Raw genomic sequence first — 24,204 nt, 5'->3', positions numbered from 1 at the left:
CCCGAGCACGTCGGAAGCGGCCTCGACGGCGGTCGGGACCCCGGGCCGGGACGCCACCGCATCCGGTCGTGGTCAGGCCAGGCGGGCGGCGACCGCCGCGATCCGCTCGTCGGACTCGGTAAGCGCCGCCCGGACGTACTGCCGCCCACCGGGACCGTAGAAGACCCCGGCGGCGACCAGGATTCCCCGCCGGGCCAGCCGGTCGACGGTGGCCCAGCAGTCCTCGCCGCGGGTCAGCCAGAGGTAGAGCCCCGCCTCGGAGTGCTCCACCGTGAAACCGGCGCCCACGAACGCCGCCCGCAGCGTCTCGCGCCGCGCAGCGTACCGCTCCCGCTGCTCCTCGGCGTGCCGCTCGTCGCGCAGGGCCGCCACCATGGCCGCCTGCACCGGCGCCGGCACGATCATGCCCGCGTGCTTGCGGATCTTGAGCAGTTCGGCCACCAGGGCCGGGTCGCCGGCCACGAAACCGGCCCGGTAGCCGGCCAGGTTGGACCGCTTGGACAGCGAGTGCACCGCCAGCACGGAGTCGTACGAGCCGCCGCACACCTCGGGCGACAGCACCGACACCGGCTCGGCGTCCCAGCCCAACGGCAGGTAGCACTCGTCGCTGGCCACCACCGCACCGCGCTCACGTGCCCAGTCCACCACCTTGCGCAGGTGCGCGGCAGGCAACACCCGGCCCGTCGGGTTGCCCGGCGAGTTCACCCAGACGAGACGTACCCGGGACGTCGGACCGACAGCGGTCAGCGAGTCGGCGCGCACCGTGGTGGCGCCGGCCAGCCGTGCGCCGTCCTCGTAGGTCGGGTAGGCGATCGACGGAACCACCACGACGTCGCCGGGCCCCACCCCGAGCAGGGTGGGCAGCCAGGCCACCAGTTCCTTCGAGCCGATCGTCGGCAGCACCCCGAGCCCGTCCGGGCCAGCGCCACAGGCCCGCGACACCCAGCCCGCGATCGCGTCCCGCAGCACCGGGGTGCCGGCGGTCAGCGGGTATCCGGGCGCGTCCGCGGCATCCGCCAGGGCCTGCCGGATCACCTGCGGCACCGGATCGACAGGCGTACCCATGGAGAGGTTGATCAGGCCGTCCGGATGCGCCGCGGCCAGCGTGGCCGCGGCGTCCAGGGTGTCCCAGGTGAACTCGGGCAGTCGCGACGAGACCGGGGCGGGCCGGTTCAGTGGCCCTCGCCGCGGGGCGGCTGCGCGGCGACGAAGGTGGCGTCCTTCTCCACCTTGCCGATCTTCGAGGCGCCGCCGGGCGAGCCGAGCTCCTCGAAGAACTCGTAGTTGGCGCCGGTGTAGTCCTTCCACTGCTCCGGGACGTCGTCCTCGTAGAAGATCGCCTCCACCGGGCAGACAGGCTCACAGGCACCACAGTCGACGCACTCGTCGGGGTGGATGTAGAGCATCCGGTTGCCCTCGTAAATGCAGTCGACCGGGCACTCCTCGATGCACGCCTTGTCGAGCACATCCACGCACGGCTCGGCGATGATGTAGGTCACCGGTCTTCTCCTCCGCAAGACATGCCGCGATCACCCGCGACGGTAAGAGCCTAGTATCTCGCCGGGGAGGAGGTCGATCGTGCTCCGAGAGCAAGACTTGGGACACCGAATCGTGGTGCGGCGTCGCGTCGGCGTACGCGGTGGTCGGCCGGTCTACTCCGACGCCCTCGGTGAGCTGGTCGAGCTGACCGAGACGCATCTCACGCTCACCACCCGACAGGGGCGGCTGCGCGTGCCGATTGCCGAGGTGCACCGGGCCAAGCGGGTCCCGGCGGCCCGGCGGCCGACCGCCGCCGCCATGGTCGAGCTGGAACTCGCCGCCGACGAGGCGTGGCCGGCCCCCGTCCGGGCCCGGCTCGGTGACTGGCTGCTGCGGGACGCCGACGGCTGGACCGGCCGGGCCAACTCGGCGCTGCCGGTGGGCGATCCGGACCGTCCGCTGCCGGCCGCCGTCGACGCGGTCGAACGCTGGTACGCCGGCCACGGGCGGCCGGCCATGGTCAACACGCCGCTGCCGCTGGCCGCGCCGGTCGGCAGCGAACTCGACCGGAGAGGCTGGGGTAGTCGCCCACCGGTGCTGGTGCAGACGGTCCCACTCGCCACCCTCAGCGCGTCGGCACCGTCCGACGCGGTCGCGGCCGCCGCCGGCATCCCCGGCGACCCGACCGGCCAGGACGGCTCGGCCGGCCCGGTGGTCGAGTTGGCCGCGGCACCGTCAGCGGACTGGCTGGCCGTGGCCGCCGGTCGCAAGGGCGGGCTGCCGGACGCCGCCCGACACGTGCTCACCGCCGTGGACCAGATCCGCTTCGCCCACGCGTACGTCGACGGCGCGCTCGTCGGAATCGGCCGGGGCACGGTCACCGGCCAGGGGCGCTGGCTCGGGTTGTGCCTGATCGAGGTGCTGCCCGTCGCACGCCGGCAGGGACTGGCCGTCCGCCTGATCCGAGCACTCGCCGACTGGGCCGCCGACGCCGGTGCGACCGACGCGTTCCTCCAGGTCGAGCAGAGCAACACCGGTGCGGTCGCGCTCTACCGCAAGCTGGGCTTCACCACCCACCACACCTATCTCACCCGCGTCGCGCCGCAGTGACCCCGTCGGTCAGCGGCGGACCACGCGGCGGGGCTTGGCCGCCGTGGTCTCGGCGTACCGTTGCAGGCTGCGCGAACGGTAGTCGCGACCGAGCGTGACCAGCAACAGGTAGCCCAGCATCGTCCCGACGGTCGTCGCCACCAGGTAGAGGCCGATCTGTGCGAAGAATGTCCCGCCGCCACCGGCGAACGGGTTGTCACCGACCAGCAGCGGCCCGATCAGCACGGTCAACCCGACCGCGATTCCGATCGCGGCGGCCACCTCGCCGGCCCAGCGGGCCAACGGACGCCGCTCACCCCAGACGAAGGCGACACCGGCCAGCATCAGGCCGATCACCACGAACATCCCGAGCGACACCCGGTCGGCGACACTGTCGTTGCCGTCGAAGCCGAACCGGATGACCAGTCGGGCGACCACGTTGACCGCGAACAGTGCGATCGCGAGCACACCGACCGCACGCCACCGCTGTCCCATCACATGCCTCCCGCCGTACGGCCCGCCCGGATGGCGGGTCTCCTGGCAGGAATATCTACCACCCGTCGCTGAGCGACGTCAGTACCGTCCGGAGGCGGGGCCGGCGCGAGATTACCGTCCGGAGGCCGGGGCCGGCGCGAGGATCGACCGGAACGCCATCACCGTGAAGGTCATCGCACCGCCCACCACCAGGGTGAGGCCGACCCAGTTGCCGACGAGCAGTACGTCGCCCTCGCTGGTCCGGTCGGCGGCGATCACCATGATGGCCACCCAGGGCAGCGCCGGCAGCGCCACCGCCCAGCGACGGCCGACGGTCTCGACGGCCAACCAGCTCAACGCGATGTTCGCGGCCACGGCCACGAGCACCGTGACGCCGATCAGGTATCCGCCGATCCGCAGCGGGGCGAGCAGCAACTCCAGCACCGCGCTCAGCGTCGCCGCCAGGACGGCGAACATGCCGCCGGCCGCCCGCAGGCCGATGTCCACCGGACGTCGCCACCTCCGGCTCGGCCGGGGCGGCTGCTGCTCCTGCGGGGCGACCGACATCGCGGCGGGCAGGGTCACCGGTGACCGGCCGGGGTGACCGGTCTACGGCCGGAACCGCCGACGACGTCCGGGCCACCGGCCGCGTCCGGCGCTGCGGCGGCCACCCCGGCGAACAGGTCCGACTCCCAGCCGTACGGACCGCTGCCCGGCCCCTTCTCCCCCAGCGCCAGGGTGAAGTACTCCACCCCCATGAACTCGGCGCCGAAATTGCCGGCGATCGAGTACAGCCAGGAGGTGGCGGGGATCTGGGTGGCGTGGGCGCGCATCGCCGCCTCCTTCGCGGCATGCTGCTCGGTGGCGTCGATGCGGGCCGCGATCTCCTCGTCCGGCGTGCAGAACGGCAGCTCGGTGGCGTCGGCGATGCCGGCGAAGGGGTTGTCCGACGCCTCCGCGAAGTGCGTCAGGCCAGCCTCCAGCACGCTTTGCGGCATCGCCGTCCAGTAGACCTTCGCCGGTGCGAGCCCTTCGGTGGCGGCCAGCTCGACGGCCCGCATCGTCACCCGGTGTGCCTGGATGTGGTCGGGGTGGCCGTAGAAGCCGTTGTCGTCGTACGTGATGACCACCTGCGGGCGTACCTCCCGGATGATCTCCAGCAGATACCCTGCGGCCTCGTCCAGGTCGGCGCCCCAGAAAGCCCGGGGATGCTCGTTGGTCGACAGGCCCATCATCCCGGAGTCCCGGTAGCGGCCGGCCCCGCCGAGGAACCGGTGGTCGGTGACGCCCAGTTCGGCGCAGGCGGTGGCCAGCTCGGCGATCCGGTACCCGCCGAGCTGGTCGGCCTCGACCGCGGCGAGCCCGGCCAGCTCCGGTACGTGGATCTCACCCTCCTCGCCCAGGGTGCAGGTCACCAGGGTGACGTGGGCACCCGTGGCCGCGTAGTGGGCCATCGTCGAGCCGGTGCCGATGGACTCGTCGTCGGGATGCGCGTGGACCAGCAGCAGGCGGCGGTCAGTCAGCGTCGTCACGACGGTCACTCTAACCGGCGGTTCTCGCCGGCCGGCCCAGACGCGTCCGCGCAGGTCGCTCACATCGGGCCCGGTACCGGCCTACCATCTGGCCTGTGGACTTTCCCGAGCTGGCCGCCCGCACCCGCAGGTTCAGCCACGGGGCGCCGCGTGCCGTCTCCGTGGCCGACGACGGTGCCCGGGTGGTCTTCCTACGCTCGGCCGGACCGGAGGACCCGGCCGACGCGCTGTGGCTGCTGGACGTGGCGACCGGCACGGAACGGCTGGTCGCCGATCCGGGCACCCTGCTCGGCACCGACGCCGACCCCGACAGACTGAGCCCGGGGGAACGCGCCCGGCGGGAGCGCCTGCGGTTGACCGCCTCCGGCATCGGGTCGTACGCCCTCGACGCCGCCGGACGGGTCGCGGTGTTCGCGCTGGCCGGGCGGCTCTTCCGGGCGGACCTGGTGCATGGCGACGTGATCGAGGTGCCCGCCGTCGGGCCGGTGCTCGACCCACGGCCGGACCCGAGCGGGCAGCGGCTGGCCTACGTGACCGACGCCGCCGAAGGGGTACGTCGGGGCGAGCTACGGGTGATCGACACCGACGGCACCGACACCATGCTGGCCGGCGAGGACTCCGGCGTGCTCTGGGGGCTGGCCGAGCACATCGCGGCGGAGGAGTTCGACCGGCACCGCGGGTACTGGTGGGCACCCGACGGCCGGTCGGTGCTCGCGGCCCGGGTCGACGAGTCCCGGCTGCCCCGCTGGCACCTGCACGATCCGGCACAGCCGGGCAGCCCGCCGACCAGCGTCGCGTACCCGGTGGCGGGTGGCCCGAACGCCGAGGTCAGCCTGCACCTGCTCGACCTCGACGGCGGCTGGGTCGACGTGCACTGGGACCGGGAGACGTACCCGTACCTGACCGCGGTGCACTGGGGTGAGGGCGCCCCGCTGATCACCGTGCTGCGTCGCGCCCAGCAGCACGGGCTGGTGCTCGCGGTCGATCCTCGTACCGGGGAGACCCAGGTGCACGCCGAACTGGCCGACCCCCGCTGGGTCGAGCCGATCCCGGGCACCCCCGTGCACCTGCCCGACGGGCGGGTGCTGGTCGGTGGCGAGCTGGCCCACGACGGGTACGACGCGCGCTGCCTGTTCGCCGACGGCACGTTGCTCACCCCACCCTCGCTGTACGTGCGCCGGGTGGTCGGCCGGCTCGCCGCCGGCAGCGGTCCGGCGGACCTGCTGGTCGAGGCGAGCGACGGCGAGCCGAGCGAACAGCACCTGTTCCGGATCCGGACCAGCATCGGCGGCGGCGTGGACGCCCGCCGGCTGACCGGCGACGCCGGCTGGCACGTCGGTGCGGTCGGTGGCGGCGTGCTGGTCATCGGCAGCGCCTCGCTGGATCACCCGGGCGTCCGGTGGACGGTGCACCAGGGCGATCGGGAGGTGGGCACCCTGCGGTCGCTGGCCGCCACGCCCAGCTACTCCCCGCTGCCGCTGCTGGAACGGGTGACCGACCGTCGGCTCCCCTCGGCGGTGCTCTACCCGGACAACCACGTCACCGGCCGTCGGCTGCCGGTACTGCTGGACGTCTACGGCGGTCCGGGGCACCAGGAGGTGGTGGCCGCGCGCTCGGCCTGGCTGGAGCGGCAGTGGTGGGCCGACGCCGGCTTCGCGGTGGTGGTCACCGACAACCGGGGTACGCCGGGCATCGCCCCCTCCTATGAGAAGGCCATCCACCGCCGGGTGGCCGACGTGATCCTGCTCGACCAGGTGGAGGCGCTCACCGCGCTCGCCGACAAGCACCCGGACCTGGACCTGGACCGGGTCGCGGTGCGCGGCTGGTCGTTCGGTGGCTGGCTGGCCGGCCTGGCGGTGCTGCGGCATCCGGAGCTGTTCCGGTGCGGCATCGCCGGTGCGCCGGTCACCGACTGGGCCCTGTACGACACCGCGTACACCGAGCGGTACCTGGGTCTGCCCGCCGATGGCGAGGACGTCTACGCGCACCACTCGCTCGTGGAACTGGCCGCCGAGCCGGTCACCGACCCGGCGCACGCCCGACCGCTGCTGCTGGTGCACGGCATGGTCGACGACAACGTGGTGGCGGCGCACACGCTGCGGTTGTCGGCGGCGTTGCTGGCCACCGGCCGGCCGCACTCGGTGCTGCCGTTGACCAGCGGCACCCACATGGCCGCCGGTGGCCTCGCCGAACGCCTCCTCCGCCTGGAACTCGACTTCCTCCGCACCCACCTCGGGACGTGAGTCGGGGCTACGGTTCGACGTGGGCGTTGACCAGCGACGGGTAGCCGAAGACGCTGGAGACGAAGGCCCCGCCGGCCTTGGAGCCGTGCACCAGGTAGGCCACGTCGACGTAGAGCGGGACCACCGGGGCGTGCTCCCTCATGATCCGCTCATCGAGTCGCGCCCAGTGCGGGCCCTGTTCGCTCGGTGGCAGCGCGAGGATCCGGTCGAACTCGGCGTTGATCGTGGCATCGTTGAAGTACGACTCGTTGCTGTTGCCGGTGGCCCGGATGGCGCGACCGTCGTAGAGGACCGGCAGGATCGACGCGCCGCTGGGCCAGTCGCCGGCCCATGAGCTGAGGTAGAGGTCCCACGGGTTGCCTCTCTTCTTGATCTCGTCGAACTTCGCGTCGTCCGGGATGTTCCGGATCGTGATGGCGAATCCGGCGCGCTCCAGGTTGCCCTTGAGCTGCGTCGCCACCTGCTGCTCGACGGAGCTGTCGGCGGCACCGAGGACCAGTTCGGGGCGCTGCCCGCCGAGCAGCTCCCGGGCCTTGTCCGGGTCGCCGTTCGGCCCTGCCGGATACGCGTCGTACGCCCGGTGCCCGATGGTGGCCGGTGGCATCAGGGTGGTCATCGGCACCGCGACGTGCGGCCCGCCGAGCACCTTCACCAGACCCTCCCGGTCGATGGCGTGGTTCAGCGCCTGACGCACCCGCAGATCGGTGACCCGCTCGTTGTTGATGACCAGGTGGTTGGCGCTCGGCGTCGGGGACAGCAGCGTCCGGGACCGCAGCGCCGCGTCACCCGCGACCCGGGCGACCAGCGAGGCGGGCACGTAGTCCCAGGACAGGGCGCTCCGGTCGGTGCCGTTGTCGGCGATGATCCGGTTGGCAGCGGCGTCCGGGGTCGCGCCGAAACTCCACACGAAGCGGTCCGGGTACTGGTGGCGTACCGGATCCGTGCCGGCGTCCCAGTGTTCGTTGCGCTCCATCACGATCTCGATGCCCGGCCGGTAGCGGGTGACCTTGTACGGCCCGGACGAGAAGGGCGCGTTGCCGAGGTCGACCCCGGTGTCCCGGTCGGGTGGCAGGGGTGCGGTCGACGGCAGTGACGCCGCGAACGGCAGGTCGCAGCGGGGCCTGGCGAACTCGAAGCGTAACGTCCGGGCGTCCGGCGTGGTCAGGCCCGGCGGCAACGAGCCGCGGTTGGCGGTGAAGTCCCAGGCGGTGTCGTACTGCGGGGTGTCGGCCAGCCACTCCTGCAGGTAGGTGGGGCCGCCGGCCAGGTCCGGGTCGAAGGACCGGGCGATCCCGTACGCGATCTCCCTGGCCGTGACCGGTCGGCCGTCCTCGAAGCGGACCCCGTCCTTGACGGTGAACTCCCAGACCCGGCAGTCGTCGTCGACGTCGCGGCCGGGTGTCTCGGCGAGATCACCGACCAGCGTCAGGTTGCCCGCACCATCGTCCTTCCAGGTGGTGAGGCTGCGCGCGACCAGCGGTACGGCCATCAGGCCGGCGAACGAGTACGTCCGTTGCGGATCCAGGTGGGAGATCGGCGTTTCGCGCAGGACGGTGAAGGTGCCACCACGCCGCGCGCCCGCCAGCTCCGGCGCCGGGCCGGTCGAGTCCTTCGGGTCGGTGGCGATGACCCCGGTGGGTTGCCGGCCGGAGTCCACCGACGGGCTCCCGCCGGTGTTCGCCGGGCAGGCGCTCAAGGCCGCCACCAGCGCAAACGCGCCACTCGCCGCAACCGTCACCCGTGGTCGCATCTGTTGCCTCCTCAGTCGTCGATGAGTCCGTCCCGACCCGGCTCAGCCCAACCGGACCCGTGGGTCGATGACCGCGTAGAGCAGGTCCACCAGCAGGTTCGCCAGCACCACGAAGACCGCCGCGACCAGCACGGTGGCCATGATGGTCGGCAGGTCGCCGGCGCGTACGGCATCGACGGCGGTACGGCCGAGTCCCTGGATACCGAAGGTCGTCTCGGTGATCACCGTGCCGCCGAGCGCCGCGCCGACGTCGAGGCCGGCGACGGTCACCACCGGAGCGATCGCTGCGCGCAGCGCGTGCCGGCCGTACACCGCCGGGCCGGACAGGCCCTTCGCCCGGGCGGTACGCACGAAGTCCTCATTCAACGTCTCCAGCAGTTGGGCCCGGAACAGTCGGGCGTAGCCGGCGGAGAAGAGCAGCGCCAGCGACAGCCAGGCGAGTACCAGACCCCCGGCCCAGCGAACCGGATCGTCGAACAGCGACGTGTAGCTCGGCACCGGCAGCCAACCCAGCGTGTACACGAAGACCAGCAGCAGCACCGCGCCGACGAAGTACAGCTGTAGCGAGGCGCCGGCGAGCGTGAAGCCGATCGCGGCCCGGTCGATCCAGGTGCCACGGCGCAGCGCCGACACCAGACCCAGGCCCACTCCGAGCAGCAGCCACAGGACGGCCGCCGGGACGACGATGCTCAGCGTCACCGGCACCACCCGGGCGAGGGTCTCGGTGACCGCCTCGTTGTTCACGTATGACCAGCCCAGGCAGGGCGCGTCACAGCGTCCGCCCTGGGCGCCGCCCAGATCCCGGCCGGTGACGATGCCCAACATGTAGCCGGCGTACTGGTCGACAAGCGGATCGCTCAGCCCCAACTCCTGGCGTACCCGTTCCTGCCGCTCGGGGTTGCAGTTCTTCGGGCACATGCCGCTGACCGGGTCGCGGGGCAGGGCGAAGAACATCAGGAAGGTCAGTACGCTCACCGCGAAGAGGGTGAGCACGGCCGACAGGGTCCGCTTGACCAGGAAGCGCGCCATCAGGGACGGCCCCGATCCGGGTCCGCAGGGCTCCGCCAGGCTGTGCTTCTCGCGTCCATCCGGTCACCTCATCGGGGCGACTTCGGGTCCAGCGCGTCGCGCAGCGCGTCCCCGACCAGGTTGACGGCGAACACCAGCGCGAAGATCAGGACGCCGGGAAAGAAGACGAACGCCGGGTCGGTCTGGAGGTAGCCCAGGCTCTGGTGGATCATCCGGCCGAAGCTCGGTGTCTCCTCGGTGAGCCCGACACCGATGAACGAGAGCGCCGCCTCACCGGTGATGAACTGCGGCACCGCGAGCGAGAAGGACACCAGGATCGGCGCCCAGAGGTTCGGCAGCAACTGCCGGCACAGCATGTGCCCCGGGCCTGCCCCGCTGGCCCGGGCCGCCGCCACGAACTCCCGCTCCCGCAGCGCGACCACCTGGCCCCGGACCAACCGGGCGGTGCCGGTCCACCCGAACACCGCAAAGATCACGATGAGTACGCCGACCCCGAAGGCCGGTGGCACCGCGTCCCGCTGGCCGTGCCAGCGCAGCGTCAGCGTGGGCGTCAACGCCAGGGCGACCATCAGGAACGGCAGCGCCAGGGTCAGATCCGTGATCCAGGTGACCACCGCGTCGAGCCAGCCGCCGAGGTAGCCGGCCAGCGTGCCGAGCACCACACCGATCACCGCGGTGAGCACCGCCGCCGTGACGGCGACCAGAAGCGACGTCCGCAGGCCGTACACCAGCCGGATGAACACGTCCCGGCCCAGCCCCGGCTCCAGCCCGAAGAAGTGCTCCCCGGACACGCCACCGGCGTGGCCCAGTGGCAGGCCGAACCCGTCCAGCTTGCCCTGGAACTGGTCCTGCGGACCGATCCCGTACGCCAGCTCGATCAGCGGCGCGGCCAGCGCCACCAGCACGAACAGCATCAGCGTCGCCCCGCTGACCAACGCGGTGCGATCACCACGCAACCGCCGCCAGACCAGTTGCCCGGGCGACAACCCGACGGCTCGGCGGCCACGAGACCCGACGGGCGCGCCGCCCGGCTCGATCGGGGCCCGCACCGCACCGTCCACCGGTGAAAGACTCATGCCGTGGCTCGCACCCGCTCCGGACGCAGTGGACCCGAGTCGGGGAAGTGGCAGGCGGTGGCCTGGCCGCCGCCGTCGCGCCGAATCAGGGCCGGCTCCTCGACGGCGCACCGGTCGCGTGCCTTCGGGCAGCGGGTACGGAAGCGGCAGCCCGAGGGCGCGTCGATCGGGCTGGCCACGTCCCCGGTGAGCCGGAGCCGGCCGGCCGGGCCGAGCTGGCCGACGTGCGGCACCGCCGACAGCAGGGTCCGGCTGTACGGATGCTGCGGCCGCTCGTAGATGTCGTCCCGGTCGCCGATCTCGACGATCCGACCGAGGTACATGACCGCGACCCGCTGGCAGAGATGCCGCACCACGGCGAGGTCGTGGGAGATCAGGACGAGGGCCAGCCCCAGGTCGCGGTGCAGCCGCCGGAGCAGGTTGACCACCTGGGCCTGGACCGAGACGTCCAGCGCCGAGACCGGTTCGTCGGCCACCACCAGGCGGGGTTCGGTCGCCAACGCTCTGGCGATGCCGACCCGCTGGCACTGGCCGCCGGAGAACTCGTGCGGATAGCGGTTGTCGTGCTCGGGGTTCAGGCCGACCAGTTCCATCAGTTCCCGTACCCGGGCCTTCGTTCCGCCCGGCGGGTTGATCCGGTTGACCCGCAACGGCATGGCGATGATCTGGCCGACCGGGTGCCGGGGGTTCAGCGAGGCGTACGGGTCCTGGAAGATGATCTGGAGTTGTGCGCGTAGCGGGCGCAGCTGCCGCCGCCCGGCGCGGGTGAGGTCGCGGCCGGCGAACTCGATGCTGCCGCCGGTCGGCTCCAGCAGCCGCACCAGCAACCGGGCCGTGGTGCTCTTGCCGCAGCCGGACTCACCCACCAGAGCGAGCGTCTCGCCCGCCTGCACCTCGAAGTCCAGCCCGTCCACGGCCCGTACCGGGCCACCCTGACCTTGGCCCCTCCGCGCCGGAAAGTGCTTGGTCAGGCCACGAACGCGCAGCAGCGGGCCGGGTTCGTCGACCCTCCCGTCCGTCACCGGGCCACCCCCACCCGGGCGGTCTCCTCGGCGTGACGTCGGATGCGTTCCCCGGCCGGGAGATGGCACGCCAGCCGGTGCCCGCCCGTCCCGACGGCACGCAGCCGGGGTGGCTCGGTGCGGCACCGGTGAGCGACGGGTTCGGTGTGCCGGCAACGCGGGTGGAAGACGCAACCGTCCGGCAGGTCGAGCAGGTTCGGCGGGATCCCCGGTATCGGCCTGAGGTCCGCCTCGGGGTCACCCAGCAACGACGGCACGCTGCCGAGCAGCCCCCAGGTGTACGGATGCTGTGGCGTCCGCAGCACCTGCTCGACGTGGCCCCGCTCCATCACCCGGCCGGCGTACATCACCAGCACGTCGTCGGCGACCTGGCCGACCACGCCGAGGTCGTGCGTGATCAGGACGATCGCGGTGCCGTACTCGGCCTGCACCTCGGTCAGCAGCTCCAGGATCTGCGCCTGCACGGTGACGTCCAGCGCGGCCGTCGGCTCGTCGGCGATCAGCAGGGCGGGATCGTTCACCAGCGCCATGGCGATCATCGCCCGCTGGCGCAGGCCGCCGGAGAACTCGTGCGGGTACTGGTCGTACCGCCGGTCCGGCTGCGAGATGCCGACCCGGTCCAGCATCTCGACCACCCTCCGACGCGTCTCGGCGCGCCCGGCCCGCCGGTGGTGCACCCGGTACGCCTCGGCGATCTGCCGGCCGACCGGGTGGTACGGGTGCAGCGCCGAGAGTGGATCCTGGAAGATCATCGCCACGTCCCGGCCACGCAGCCGGCGTAGCGCGGACTCCGGTCGACCGACCAGCCCGTGCCCAGCGACGGTGATCTCACCGGCCACGGTGACCCGACGCGGGTCGTGCAGGCCGAGGAGGGCCAGCGCGAGGGAGCTCTTGCCCGCGCCGGACTCGCCGACCACGCCCAGGGTGCGCCCACGCTCGACGGTGAACGAGACCCCGTCGACCGCGCGCACCATGCCGTCGGTGGTGGGGAGGTCCACCCGCAGGTCGGTCACCCGCAGGTAGGGGTCCACGATCGCCTCCCTCCGCCCACGACGAAGGGAACTACCACCGCTTCATGCAGCCGAAATCAGCTACCACCCCCGTCGTCCCGAAAGGATCCCACGAACCGTCCCCCACCGCACCACTGCCGGTCAGCACCGACTGCCGCGCTGGCCGCACGGAAGGTGCGACGATGGGGGCAGCCCGGCAGGCAGGATCCCGGCGAGACGAGCGGAGGTGACCATGACCGTGGCGGTGTTCGACCACGAGGGCCCGTGGACCGAGGAGGAGTACCTCGCCCTCGGCGAGACCTCCCAGCGCGTCGAACTCTTCGACGGGAGCCTGCACGTGACCCCAGCCCCCACCCCACGCCACCAGAACATCTCCGGTGAGCTGCACGCGACACTGCGCGGCCCGGCCAGGGAGGCCGGACTGCATGTTCTGGAGGGGGTGAACGTCCGGCTCCGACCCGGCCGGATCCCCATCCCCGACCTGGTCATCACCGGCCCGATCGATTTCGACGCGCTCAACGTGGAGGCCGCCGACGTCCATCTCGTCTGCGAGATCATCTCGCCGGGCAACGCAGCCACCGACAAGGTGCTGAAGATGCACTACTACGCCGCCGCGGGCATCGAGTGGTACCTGCTCATCGAGCAGGCAAGCGGCGCTCTCCACCTCTACCGCAGGCGCGGTCGGCACTACGTGGTGGAGAGTGCGACCGAGCCGGGCCAGATTCTGGTGCTCACCGAACCGGTCAAAGCGACCATCCGGCCCGAGGACCTGCTTCCCTGACGGTTGTCGGACGGGTCGCCTAGGGTCGGGCCATGAGCGACCGCATCATGGACACCGGGGTAACCCGTCTCGTGGACGCGCACGATGAGGCGTCGCCGTGAGCGAATTCGAGGTGGCCGAGGCGGCGGTGCAGGCGGCGCTGGACGCGGGTGCCCGGTACGCCGACGTTCGGGTGATGCACCGACGCTACGAGTCGATGACCGCCCGTAACGGCGACATCGAGTCGCTGGCCCAGGACGAGAGCGTCGGCCTGGGCGTACGCGCGTTGGTGGGTTCGAGCTGGGGCTTCCACGCCGTACCGGAGCTGTCCGACCTGGCCGCCCGCGACGCCGGCCACCGGGCCGCGCGGACCGCGGCGGCCAGTGCGCTGGTCTCCGGCCCGCCCGTCGACCTGGTCGCGGCCACCCCCGCCACGGCGAGCTGGTCCTCACCGTGCGAGATCGACCCGCTCGGCGTCTCCCTCGCCGTCAAGGGTGACCTGCTGGTGGCCGCCACCCGCACCATGACCGAGCACGGCGCCGACCTCGCCGAGGGGCTCTACCAGATCTGGGACACCGCGAAGTGGTTCGTCTCCAGCGAGGGGCACCGCATCGACCAGCGCATCCGCGAGTGCGGCGGTGGCATCTCGGCCACCTCCGTCGGTGCCGGTGAGACCCAACGCCGGTCCTGGCCGAGCTACCGCGGCCAGTACGGCACCACCGGCTGGGAGCTCGTCGACTCGCTGGAGCTGACCGCGCACGCGGCACGGATCGCCGAGGAGTCGCGGGCACTGCTGACCGCGCCGCTCTGCCCGAGCGGCGAGACCGACCTGATCCTCGGCGGCGAGCAGTTGGCCCTGCAGATCCACGAGTCGGTCGGGCACGCCATCGAGTTGGACCGCATCCTGGGTTGGGAGGCGGCCTTCGCCGGCACCTCGTGGTTGGATCTCGCGCAGCTCGGCTCGCTGCGGTACGGCTCCGAGCTGATGACCATCACCATCGACCCGACCATCCCCGGTGCCCTCGGCAGCTTCGGCTACGACGACGAGGGCTCACCGGCGGTCAAGCGCGACGCGGTGCGGGACGGCCGCTGGGTGGGCGTGCTGGCGGGCCGAGATTCGGCCGCCGTCGCGGGCCTCGATCACGGCGGCAGCGTACGCGCCGACGGGTGGGCGCGACTGCCGATGGTGCGGATGACGAACGTGGGCCTGGAACCGGGCCCGCACACCCTGGAGGAGATCGTCGCCGCCACCGACGAGGGGGTGCTGATGGACGTCAACCGGTCCTGGTCCATCGACGACAAGCGGCTGAACTTCCAGTTCGGCTGTGAGATCGGCTGGGAGATCCGCAACGGCCGGCGCGGACGGATGCTGCGCAACCCGACGTACACCGGTATCGGCCCGCTGTTCTGGCGTTCGATGGACATGCTCTCCTCGGAGACGGTGCCGTGGGGCACCCCGAACTGCGGCAAGGGCCAGCCCGGCCAGATCGGGCACACCGGGCACCCGTCGGCACCGGCCCGCTTCCGCAACGTCCGGGTGGGGGTACGCGCGTGACCGAACACCAGCACGTCGTGGTGACGCCGTACGTCGTCGCCGACCACCGGGAGGCGGCGTGAGTGCCGCCCCGGTGCGGTCCGGTGACACCGAGTTGGACATCGCCGGCCGCGTGGTGGACCTGGTCGCCCGGCTGGCCGGGCCGGCCGCGCAGGCGGAGGTCACGGTGACCCGGGTCGAGTCGGCGTTGACCAGATTCGCCAACTCGGCGATCCACCAGAACGTGGCCGCCTCCTCCGTGGACGTCCGCCTGCGGGTCCATCTGGCCGGGCGTACCGCCGCCGGCAGCGGAAACGCGGTCACCACCGACGGGTTGCGCGCGCTGGTGGAGCGGGTGCTGACGGCGGCCCGGTTCACTCCACCGGATCCGGCCTGGCCGGGGCTCGCACCCGCGGCGCCGGTGGCGCCCTCGCCGGCATGGGATCCGGCCACGGCGCACGCCGGGCCGGATCAACGGGCCGCCCTGGTTCGGGCGTTCGTCGACGCGGCCGGCGGGTTGGCGACCGCGGGCTACTGCCGCACCGGTTACCGCATGGCGGCGTTCGCCAACTCGGCCGGCCACTTCGCACAGGGGCAGGCGGCAGATGCGGCGATGGACGGCATCGCCCGCACCGACGGCGCGGACGGCACGGCCCGGCAGCACGTCGACCGGGTCGCCGACCTCGACGGCGCCGGCCTGGGGCGGCGGGCCGCCGCCAAGGCGCGAGCAGCGGCTCACCCGGTCGAGCTGCCACCCGGGCGCTATCCGGTGGTGTTGGAGCCGCCCGCCGTCGCGGACCTGCTGGAGAACCTGGCCTGGTACGGCTTCAACGGCCGGCGGTACGTCGAACGTCAGTCGTTCGCCGTACCCGGTACGGCCCAGTTCGATCGGGCGGTGACCCTGGTCGACGATCCACTCGCGGCCTCGGGGCTCCCGTTCGACCTGGAAGGTACGCCGAGCCGGGCACTGACCCTGGTGGAGGCCGGCACCACCAGCGCCGTGGTCCACGATCGGCGCAGCGCCGCAGAGCTGGGTGTCGCCTCGACCGGGCACGCCTGGGCCGGCAGCGCCACCTTCGGCCCGATCCCCCGCAACCTACGCCTCGCCCCTGCCGGCACCGCGGGCGCAGCCGACCCGACGGGCGTTTTCCTGGCCAGCGGTCAAGGGCTCGGCGGCCCGGCAGTGGACGGCGCGATCGGGGATCCGGACACCGCCGCCCTGGTCTCCCGGATGGAGCGCGGCCTGCTGGTCAGCGACCTCTGGTACACCCGGGTCCTGGATCCGTTGAGTCTGGTCGTCACCGGCCTGACCCGCAACGGGTTGTGGCTGGTCGAGGACGGTCGGGTCACCCGTGCGGTCCGCGACCTGCGGTTCACCGAGTCGTACCCGCGGGCGCTCGCGCCCGGCGCGGTACTGGAGCTGGGCCGGCGCGCGGTACGCCTGCCGGACCGCGTGGACGGTGTCTGGTGGGCGGCGCCGTCGCTGCGGCTGGCCTCGTGGAACTTCACCGGCGGCGCCTCCGGTTGACCGTTTGTCGATCTTTTCCGGGCACCTGAATATTGATCATGGAGAGAGGCTTTCCAAAGAGCGGGACACACGGGACACTGCCTTGCGCGGACGGCCCGCCTAGATCGGCGTAACGTGTGTCACTTAGCTGCTCCGGTACGCCGGTGCGGTCGTTGGTGTGCGCATGACGCGGCAGGCGGGTGCGGGTTCGCCCGGTCCGCGTGCCGCCCGGAAGTGTTCCGCCGCCCGTGACAGGGCCCCGTCAGGGAGACGACGCGAATGACATCATCGGCAACGAAACCGCGAGGTGTGCGCGCACGCGCCGCCATCGCGGCGAAGACGTTGCGGACGGACCGTTGGTGGTTTGCCCCGCTGATCACGGTAATCGGGCTCAGCGCGTGGGTAGCGTACGCGACGGTCCGGGTCTTCATGCACAAGTGGTACTGGGTCGAGGACTACCACTACCTGACCCCGTTCTACTCCCCGTGCGTGACCGACCGGTGCCTACCGGAGGCCTCCCACTTCGGGCAGTACCTGCCCGGTTGGTGGATCATCCCGGACGCCGCGTTCACCCTGCCGTTCCTGCTGCTGTTCCGGCTCACCTGCTACTACTACCGCAAGGCGTACTACCGGTCGTTCTGGCTGTCGCCGCCGGCCTGCGCGGTGCCCGACGGTCACGCCGCCTACGGGGGTGAGACCCGGTTCCCGCTGATCGTGCAGAACTCGCACCGGTACTTCTTCTACTTCGCCGCGATCATCTCGTTGATCAACACCTGGGACGCGATCCTGGCCTTCCACAGTCCCGAGGGCTTCGGCTTCGGGCTGGGCAACCTGATCCTGCTCGGCAACGTGGTCATGCTCTGGGCGTACACGATCTCCTGCCACTCCTGCCGGCACATCATCGGCGGGCGACTGAAGAACTTCTCCAAGCATCCCGTCCGCTACCGGGCCTGGGGTTACGTCTCCTGGCTCAACGTCCGGCACATGCAGCTCGCCTGGATCACGCTCGGCACGCTGGCCCTGACCGACTTCTACGTCATGGCCGTCTCCGCTGAGTGGATCTCCGACCTGCGGTTCATCAACTGAGGGCCCCTGACATGACGACCACTACCACTCGCATCGAACGACACCACTACGACGTCGTCGTGATCGGGGCCGGCGGCGCCGGCCTGCGCGCGGCGATCGAGGCGCGACTGGCCGGCAAGAAGACCGCCATCATCTCCAAGTCGCTGTTCGGCAAGGCGCACACGGTGATGGCCGAGGGCGGCGCCGCCGCGGCCATGGGGAACGTGAACAGCCGGGACAGCTGGCAGGTGCACTTCCGGGACACCATGCGCGGCGGCAAGTTCCTCAACAACTTCCGGATGGCGGAGCTGCACGCCAAGGAGTCGCCGCAGCGGATCTGGGAGCTGGAGACGTACGGCGCGCTGTTCGACCGCACCAAGGACGGCAAGATCTCGCAGCGCAACTTCGGCGGCCACGAGTACCCCCGGCTGGCCCACGTCGGCGACCGGACGGGCCTGGAGCTGATCCGCACCCTCCAGCAGAAGATCGTCTCGTTGCAGCAGGAGGACAAGCGCGAGCACGGCTCGTACGACGCACGGATCAAGGTCTTCTCCGAGACCACCATCACCGAGCTGCTGCTGGACGGGGACCGGATCGCCGGTGCCTTCGGCTACTACCGGGAGTCCGGCGAGTTCGTCCTCTTCGAGGCACCCGCCGTGGTGCTCGCCACCGGTGGCGTCGGCCGGTCCTACAAGGTCACCTCGAACTCCTGGGAGTACACCGGGGACGGTCACGCGCTGGCGCTGCGCGCCGGAGCCACTCTGATCAACATGGAGTTCCTCCAGTTCCACCCGACCGGCATGGTCTGGCCGCCGTCGGTCAAGGGCATCCTGGTCACCGAGTCGGTCCGCGGCGACGGTGGCATCCTGAAGAACTCCGAGGGCAAGCGGTTCATGTTCGACTACGTCCCCGACGTGTTCCGCAAGCAGTACGCGGAGACGCCCGAGGAGGCGGACCGCTGGTACGACGACCCGGACAACAACCGGCGTCCACCGGAGCTGCTGCCCCGCGACGAGGTCGCCCGGGCGATCAACAGCGAGGTCAAGGCCGGTCGGGGTACGCCGGCCGGCGGCGTCTACCTGGACATCGCCTCCCGGCTGCCGGCCGACGAGATCCGTCGTCGCCTGCCGTCGATGCACCACCAGTTCAAGGGGCTGGCCGACGTAGACATCACCAAGGAGCCGATGGAGGTCGGCCCGACGTGTCACTACGTGATGGGTGGCGTGGAGGTCGACCCGGACAGCGGTGCCGCGTACGGCTCGGTGCGTGGGCTGTTCGCCGCCGGTGAGGTCTCCGGCGGCATGCACGGCTCCAACCGACTGGGCGGCAACTCCCTGTCCGACCTGCTGGTCTTCGGCAAGCGGGCGGGCGGGCACGCGGCCACCTACGTCGACCAGCTGACCGGCCGGCCCCGGGTGGCGGTGACGGCGGTGGAGACGGCGGTGGAGACCGCCCTGGCGCCGTTGCAGCGGGACACCGGCGAGAATCCGTACACCCTCCAGCAGGACCTCCAGGCGGTGATGGGGGATCTGGTCGGCATCATCCGGCGGGAGGCCGAGCTGGAGGACGCGCTGGCCCGCCTGGCGGAGTTGCGCGAACGGGTGGCGAAGGTCAGCGCCGCGGGCGGCCGGCGGTACAACCCGGGCTGGCATCTCGCGCTCGACCTGCGCAACATGCTCGTCGTCTCCGAGTGCACCGCGAAGGCGGCGCTGGAGCGTCGCGAGTCGCGCGGCGGCCACACCCGCGAGGACTTTCCCACGATGGATCCGCAGTGGCGACGGGTCAACCTGGTCTGCTCGCTGGTGGGCGACGCCGTCCGGCTCGAGCGCAAGCCGCTGCCGAAGATGCGCTCCGAGTTGATCGGCCTGTTCGACCGCGCCGAGTTGGCCAAGTACCTCACCGACGAGGAACTCACGGAGTTCGACGCCCTCGTCGCCGCCGATGCCGCTGCCGCAGCTGCGGCCACCGACGCTGACGCTGACGCCGAGAAGGAGAACCGCTGATGGGAACGAAGCGCCAGTTCCGGATCTGGCGGGGTGACGCCGACGGCGGCGACCTGCAGGACTACACGGTCGAGGTCAACGAGGGCGAGGTGGTCCTCGACGTGATCCACCGGTTGCAGGCCACCGACGCGCCCGACCTGGCCTGCCGGTGGAACTGCAAGGCCGGCAAGTGCGGCTCCTGCTCGATGGAGATCAACGGGATGCCCAAGCTCGGCTGTATGACCCGGATGTCGACGTTCGAGGAGAACGAGACGATCACGGTGACCCCGTTGCGGACGTTCCCGATCATCCGGGACCTGGTCACCGACGTGTCCTTCAACTACGAGAAGGCCCGGGAGACGCCCGCCTTCGCTCCCCCGACCGATCTGGCCCCCGGCGACTACCGGATGCAGCAGGTCGACGTGGAGCGCTCGCAGGAGTTCCGTAAGTGCATCGAGTGCTTCCTGTGCCAGAACGTCTGCCACGTGATCCGGGACCACGACGAGAACAAGCAGGCGTTCTCCGGTCCCCGGTACTTCATCCGGGCCGCGGAACTGGACATGCACCCGCTGGACACCCGGACCGACCGCAAGGACTACGCGCAGACCGAGCAGGGCCTGGGCTTCTGCAACATCACCAAGTGCTGCACCGAGGTCTGCCCCGAGCACATCAAGATCACCGACAACGGGATCATCCCCATGAAGGAACGGGTCGTCGACCGCAGGTACGATCCACTTGTGTGGCTCGGTAGCAAGATCTTCCGGAGGGGTCAGGTGCCTCAGACCAGCGTGACCAGCGGACACTCCCCGGGCGCGGTGCGCTCCAGCGCCGCGGGCGGCGGTGTGCACTCACACGCCGGCGGCTCCCACGACGCCCAGGCCGAGGTGCAGGCGCAGCAGGGCGTCAACTGGCACCGCGAGGTGCCCCACCCGACCGCCCCGGCGGTCGACGCCAGCGGCAAGCTCCCCCTGACGGAGCTCACCTTCGACCGCGCCGCGGCCCCCAGCCCGTTCGGCGACGACGTCACCTTCCCGCTCCCCCCCGAGCACCTCAACTTCGCCCACCCCGACCAAGACAAACCCACCCACTAACCCACCCCCACCCCACCCACCCCACCCGCCCGCGTTGATCATGAGGTTAGCGGCAGTAATCGATCTCCACGACGCCGCTAACCTCATGATCAACAAGCGTTATCCACAGGGGCTGCGGTAGGCGGGGTCGGTCGCCGAGGGTTTGGGGGTGGATGGACGAGGGCGGATTCGGCGGGTCGCGGCGGGGCAGGACGGGCTCGTGTGCCGTGGGCAGGCGCTGGAGCATGGTTACACGCGGCATGAGGTCGACAATCTCGTCGCGTCCGGGCGGTGGCAGTCACTGGCGCGGGCCGTCTATCTGCCGCAGCCCCTCTGGGTAGCGGAGCCGTCCCGGCGCCAACTGGTCCGGGCCGCACTGCTCTCGCTGGGGCCAGCCGCCCATGCGGTCCACGAAAGCGCTGCCGAACTCCACGGCATAGCCAGCCTGCCGAGGTCCGACGAGATTCACATCGGCCTGCCCGGAGCAGCCGCCAAGCGGGCCCGGGTCCGGCAACCCAACGTCGTGCTGCACCAACTGGAGCACCCGCCGCAGTCCCTGGTCGATCTGGGTGGGTTGCTGGCCACCGATGCCATCACCACAGTCAGCGACGTGATCCTGCGGGTTGAGCGGTACCCGGCCGTCTCGGCTTTGGACTCGGCGTTGAACGGAGGGCTGCTGGTCGAGGACGACCTGGCGTCGATCGCGCACCGGATCCGCCGCCGGCGGGGCGCGATCGCGGCCAGCGGTTACCTCGCGGAGGCGGATGGGCGCGCCCAGTCCCCACTGGAAACCCGCACCAGGCTGCGCTGTGTCGACGGCCGGGTACCGCCCGACGCGCTGCAACTACAGATACGCGACCACGACGGATACCTGCTCGGCATCGGCGACCTCGGCTGGCGCGCGCCCCAGGTGATCGCGGAGGCCGACGGTCAAGGCCCGCACCGTCTCCCGGACGCGATCTTCGCCGATCGCCGCCGCCAGAACCGCCTGACCAACGCCGGCTGGAAGATCCTCCGCTTCACCTGGCAGGACACCCTTGACCCGGCTTACATCCCCTGGGCCGTCCGCCAAGCCCTGTCCACGCCCCCACTCCGTTGATCATGAGGTTAGCGGCACCGTGGAGATCAACTACTGCCGCCAACCTCATGATCAACGCGGCAGGGGCGGCAGGGGCGGCAGGGGTGGGGTGGGGGAAAGGAGGGGGCGGAGGGCGGCGACTATGGGGGCGTCGGCGGGGAGCCAGGTGACGGTGTCCAGGTCGGCGGCGGAGAGCCAGCGCAGGGCGGAGTGTTCGAGGGCCTGGGGTTCGTCGTCGTGCAGGAGGCGGGCGGCGTACACCTTGAGGACGGAACGACCGTGTGCCATCCGGACGTCACGGCCGACCCGCGCACCGATCTCCACGCGTACGGCCAGTTCCTCGACGCACTCGCGGGCCAGTGCCGCCGTCTCACTCTCCCCCGGTTCCACCTTGCCCCCGGGGAACTCCCACATACCCGCCACCTCGGGCGGGGCGGATCTGGCGCAGGCGAGCACCCGCCCGTCCCTGATGATGGCCGCGCCGACGATCACCTTCGGATCGCGCCGTACGGCTTCTCCGCCGCCGTTCGCCCGTTCGGTCCGCACGGGCGTCCAGAGTGCCAGATCAATCGGCGGTTTGGGTAGCTTGGTCGTCCGTCAGGCCAGGAATCCCCAGAAGTGTGGGCGTGGACACACCCTCCGTGCGACGTAAGACTAGAGGCACCGACAAAGACACGGGGCGGCGACGATTTGGCCACAAGCCGGCAACGAAGCCTGGGAGGAGCGGTGATGCGGGCGCTGTTTGGCGGTCGGACGAAACACGACTACCTCAGCGACGCCCTCACCCTACTGTCCGGCTGGACGCGCGAGGGTGAGCAGATCCGACGCACTCTCGTCATCGACGACACCCAACACGCGGCGCTCACCGAGCGGGTGAAGGTGGTCGCCGACGCGCTGCATCTGCGCCCGGAGATCAACCGGCGCGCCGATCACACCCAGATCCGGGTCGGGCACGGCAACGAGCCCCTCTCCGAGGGCGAGGTCCTGCTGGCCGCCCGCATCGAGGACGCCTACCGCGCGGTCACCGAGAGCTGACGGTGTGTCCGCTGGCGGACGCTGCCTACCGTGGGCACCATGGCCAACGCGACCTATGACCGCAAGGAACAGTTCCAGCAGATCCAGAGCGGGCTGCTCGACGGTGAACAGATCATCGCCGTCTACGACGCCGTCGGCACCGGCACCGGGTTCATCGGGCTGACCGATCGACGCGTCATCATCCAGGACCGCTCGTTCGTCGGCAAGAAGTACGCGATCACCAGCATCCCGTACTCGAAGATCACCAGCGTGAGCGTGGTCAGCAACAAATCCTGGGGTGGCTCGTTCTTCTCCACCGGCGCGATCGCCATCCACGTCGGTACGCACACCTACGAGGTGGAGTTCCGGGGCGACCAGAAGAGCCACCACGTGCACAACGTGATCCTGCACTACATCAGCTGACCAACCTCCCGGGCCGCGCAGCGGATCAGCATCCCGGTGAATTTCAGTTGCCGTCGGCCATCAATGCCGATTGACTCACGAGCCAGCCGAACGAAGGGAGCGACGACATGAGGCACACCGCGACGCCCAGGCAGCGAGTAGGCACCGTCAACCCCATCGAATCGAGGCTTCGTGCGTACGTGGAAATCAACGGACAAGGCGCCGTGCGGCGCCGGTAGCAACGACGGAGGCCGCTGATGTCGGTCTTCGACGACCCGGGACACTTCGGCCGGCTCTGGGCCGACACCTATGATCTGCCGGACGGCCTACCCGACCCGGCACCGGCGGTGGAGTTCCTCGCCGAGCTGGCCGGCAACGGCCCGGCGCTGGAACTGGCCATCGGCACCGGTCGGGTCGCCCTTCCTCTGGCCGAACGCGGGATCGCGGTGGAGGGGATCGAGGCGTCGCCGGAAATGGTCGCGAAGATGCGCGCCAAGCCTGGTGGCGATGCCATCCCCGTGGCCATCGGCGACATGGCGGACGTGCCGGTGACCGGCCCGTACAGCGTGGCGTACCTGGTCTTCAACACCCTGTTCAACCTGGTACGCGCGCAGCGGCAGGCGGACTGCTTCCGTAACGTGGCGCGGGTGCTGGCCCCCGGCGGCGCGTTCGTCATCGAGACGTTCGTGCCCGACCCGGCGGACTTCGACCGGGACGAGCAGGTCCAGATGCGGGAGGTGACCGAGGACTCGGCCACCATTCGTCTGCACAAGTACGACCGGGCGGCGCAGACGTTTCTCCGGCAGACCATCACGTTCCACTCCGGCGGGGTGCACCTGCACCCGTTCGCGATGCGTTACCTGTGGCCGGAGCAGATCGACGAGCTGGCGGAACAGGCCGGTCTCCGGCTCACCGAGCGGTACGCCGACTGGGACCGGTCGGCCTTCGGCCCGGACAGCACCTCGCACATCTCCGTGTACCGGCTCGGGTGACCCGGTGCGGGCACGACGGCGCTCCGCCCGTCGTGCCCGCACCATCGCGCCGGTCCCGCACCACCGGCTCGCTGATCGGCTCGCACCCGGCTGAAA

23 protein-coding genes are annotated in these 24,204 nt (G+C 71.1%); 12 read left to right on the top strand and 11 right to left on the bottom strand.

Annotated features, from left to right (window positions below; all coding sequences use genetic code 11):
• Positions 1-72: 72 nt before the first annotated feature.
• Together dapC and fdxA are read right to left on the bottom strand one after the other, a co-directional pair.
• The gene (gene dapC, locus KBX50_RS24085) at positions 73-1,176 is read right to left on the bottom strand and encodes a succinyldiaminopimelate transaminase (protein WP_282101594.1); all 1,104 of its coding nucleotides are present in this window, start codon (positions 1,174-1,176) and stop codon (positions 73-75) included.
• On the bottom strand, positions 1,173-1,499 hold the full coding sequence (fdxA, locus tag KBX50_RS24080; protein WP_091422126.1) for a ferredoxin: 327 nt from the start codon (positions 1,497-1,499) through the stop codon (positions 1,173-1,175). Before fdxA ends, dapC begins: the two co-directional genes overlap by 4 nt.
• A gap of 79 nt (positions 1,500-1,578) precedes the next feature.
• On the opposite strand from fdxA, the gene KBX50_RS24075 reads away from it, so the two are divergent.
• Entirely contained in the window at positions 1,579-2,589 is a 1,011-nt protein-coding gene (locus KBX50_RS24075) for an N-acetyltransferase (RefSeq protein ID WP_210939975.1), read from the top strand.
• 9 nt (positions 2,590-2,598) lie between these two features.
• Here the strand turns inward: KBX50_RS24075 and KBX50_RS24070 are convergent, their stop codons facing one another.
• The 3 genes from KBX50_RS24070 to mshB form a co-directional block, all read right to left on the bottom strand.
• On the bottom strand, positions 2,599-3,063 hold the full coding sequence (locus tag KBX50_RS24070; RefSeq protein ID WP_093405093.1) for a hypothetical protein: 465 nt from the start codon (positions 3,061-3,063) through the stop codon (positions 2,599-2,601).
• 111 nt (positions 3,064-3,174) lie between these two features.
• Entirely contained in the window at positions 3,175-3,609 is a 435-nt protein-coding gene (locus tag KBX50_RS24065) for a hypothetical protein (protein ID WP_210939984.1), read from the bottom strand.
• A gap of 14 nt (positions 3,610-3,623) precedes the next feature.
• Positions 3,624-4,583 carry an N-acetyl-1-D-myo-inositol-2-amino-2-deoxy-alpha-D-glucopyranoside deacetylase gene (gene mshB / locus KBX50_RS24060; protein WP_307871052.1) on the bottom strand — a complete coding sequence of 320 codons (960 nt, stop codon included), beginning with the start codon at positions 4,581-4,583 and terminating at the stop codon, positions 3,624-3,626.
• 86 nt (positions 4,584-4,669) lie between these two features.
• Between mshB and KBX50_RS24055 the strand changes: the two genes are divergently transcribed.
• A complete protein-coding gene (locus KBX50_RS24055) occupies positions 4,670-6,817 on the top strand; it encodes a prolyl oligopeptidase family serine peptidase (protein WP_210939973.1) in 2,148 nt (715 codons plus the stop codon).
• Positions 6,818-6,824: 7 nt separating this feature from the next.
• Here the strand turns inward: KBX50_RS24055 and KBX50_RS24050 are convergent, their stop codons facing one another.
• The 5 genes from KBX50_RS24050 to KBX50_RS24030 form a co-directional block, all read right to left on the bottom strand.
• Positions 6,825-8,567, bottom strand: coding sequence for an ABC transporter substrate-binding protein (locus KBX50_RS24050; protein WP_210939972.1), 1,743 nt, complete (start codon positions 8,565-8,567; stop codon positions 6,825-6,827).
• Positions 8,568-8,609: 42 nt separating this feature from the next.
• Positions 8,610-9,596 (bottom strand): ABC transporter permease, encoded by a 987-nt coding sequence (locus tag KBX50_RS24045; RefSeq protein ID WP_210939971.1) that lies wholly within the window; start codon positions 9,594-9,596, stop codon positions 8,610-8,612.
• A 68-nt stretch (positions 9,597-9,664) separates the two neighbouring features.
• A complete protein-coding gene (locus KBX50_RS24040) occupies positions 9,665-10,672 on the bottom strand; it encodes an ABC transporter permease (protein ID WP_210939970.1) in 1,008 nt (335 codons plus the stop codon).
• On the bottom strand, positions 10,669-11,694 hold the full coding sequence (locus tag KBX50_RS24035; protein WP_210939969.1) for an ABC transporter ATP-binding protein: 1,026 nt from the start codon (positions 11,692-11,694) through the stop codon (positions 10,669-10,671). Before KBX50_RS24035 ends, KBX50_RS24040 begins: the two co-directional genes overlap by 4 nt.
• The gene (locus KBX50_RS24030; protein WP_210939983.1) at positions 11,691-12,668 is read right to left on the bottom strand and encodes an ABC transporter ATP-binding protein; all 978 of its coding nucleotides are present in this window, start codon (positions 12,666-12,668) and stop codon (positions 11,691-11,693) included. The genes KBX50_RS24035 and KBX50_RS24030 overlap by 4 nt, the downstream gene beginning before the upstream one ends.
• A 268-nt stretch (positions 12,669-12,936) precedes the next feature.
• Here KBX50_RS24030 and KBX50_RS24025 point away from each other — a divergent pair, with 268 nt between their 5' ends.
• The 7 genes from KBX50_RS24025 to KBX50_RS23995 all read left to right on the top strand — a co-directional run bounded on the left by KBX50_RS24025 (position 12,937) and on the right by KBX50_RS23995 (position 21,721).
• A complete protein-coding gene (locus KBX50_RS24025; RefSeq protein ID WP_210939982.1) occupies positions 12,937-13,485 on the top strand; it encodes a Uma2 family endonuclease in 549 nt (182 codons plus the stop codon).
• Between the two features lie 97 nt (positions 13,486-13,582).
• The gene (locus KBX50_RS24020) at positions 13,583-15,019 is read left to right on the top strand and encodes a TldD/PmbA family protein (RefSeq protein ID WP_210939968.1); all 1,437 of its coding nucleotides are present in this window, start codon (positions 13,583-13,585) and stop codon (positions 15,017-15,019) included.
• A gap of 58 nt (positions 15,020-15,077) precedes the next feature.
• A complete protein-coding gene (locus tag KBX50_RS24015) occupies positions 15,078-16,526 on the top strand; it encodes a metallopeptidase TldD-related protein (protein ID WP_307871051.1) in 1,449 nt (482 codons plus the stop codon).
• Positions 16,527-16,784: 258 nt separating this feature from the next.
• Positions 16,785-17,591 (top strand): hypothetical protein, encoded by an 807-nt coding sequence (locus KBX50_RS24010; RefSeq protein ID WP_210939967.1) that lies wholly within the window; start codon positions 16,785-16,787, stop codon positions 17,589-17,591.
• Positions 17,592-17,602: 11 nt separating this feature from the next.
• Positions 17,603-19,573 carry a fumarate reductase/succinate dehydrogenase flavoprotein subunit gene (locus tag KBX50_RS24005; protein WP_210939966.1) on the top strand — a complete coding sequence of 657 codons (1,971 nt, stop codon included), beginning with the start codon at positions 17,603-17,605 and terminating at the stop codon, positions 19,571-19,573.
• Positions 19,573-20,643, top strand: coding sequence for a succinate dehydrogenase/fumarate reductase iron-sulfur subunit (locus tag KBX50_RS24000; protein ID WP_210939965.1), 1,071 nt, complete (start codon positions 19,573-19,575; stop codon positions 20,641-20,643). Before KBX50_RS24005 ends, KBX50_RS24000 begins: the two co-directional genes overlap by 1 nt.
• A gap of 199 nt (positions 20,644-20,842) precedes the next feature.
• Positions 20,843-21,721: a hypothetical protein gene (locus tag KBX50_RS23995; protein ID WP_307871050.1), complete on the top strand. Its 879-nt coding sequence runs from the start codon at positions 20,843-20,845 to the stop codon at positions 21,719-21,721.
• A 51-nt stretch (positions 21,722-21,772) separates the two neighbouring features.
• Here KBX50_RS23995 and KBX50_RS23990 read toward each other — a convergent pair whose 3' ends face one another.
• Positions 21,773-22,246: a (deoxy)nucleoside triphosphate pyrophosphohydrolase gene (locus KBX50_RS23990; protein ID WP_210939963.1), complete on the bottom strand. Its 474-nt coding sequence runs from the start codon at positions 22,244-22,246 to the stop codon at positions 21,773-21,775.
• Between the two features lie 183 nt (positions 22,247-22,429).
• Between KBX50_RS23990 and KBX50_RS23985 the strand changes: the two genes are divergently transcribed.
• The 3 genes from KBX50_RS23985 (at position 22,430) to KBX50_RS23975 (ending at position 24,108) form a co-directional block, all read left to right on the top strand.
• Positions 22,430-22,735 (top strand): 4a-hydroxytetrahydrobiopterin dehydratase, encoded by a 306-nt coding sequence (locus KBX50_RS23985; protein ID WP_210939962.1) that lies wholly within the window; start codon positions 22,430-22,432, stop codon positions 22,733-22,735.
• 39 nt (positions 22,736-22,774) lie between these two features.
• Positions 22,775-23,137, top strand: coding sequence for a PH domain-containing protein (locus KBX50_RS23980; RefSeq protein WP_093405480.1), 363 nt, complete (start codon positions 22,775-22,777; stop codon positions 23,135-23,137).
• 236 nt (positions 23,138-23,373) lie between these two features.
• Positions 23,374-24,108 carry a class I SAM-dependent methyltransferase gene (locus KBX50_RS23975; RefSeq protein ID WP_210939961.1) on the top strand — a complete coding sequence of 245 codons (735 nt, stop codon included), beginning with the start codon at positions 23,374-23,376 and terminating at the stop codon, positions 24,106-24,108.
• The last annotated feature ends 96 nt before the right edge of the window (positions 24,109-24,204 follow it).

It is taken from the genome of Micromonospora sp. C51, assembly GCF_018070435.1.
Lineage (GTDB): Bacteria > Actinomycetota > Actinomycetes > Mycobacteriales > Micromonosporaceae > Micromonospora > Micromonospora sediminimaris.
This window is presented reverse-complemented; position numbering and strand designations above follow the sequence as displayed.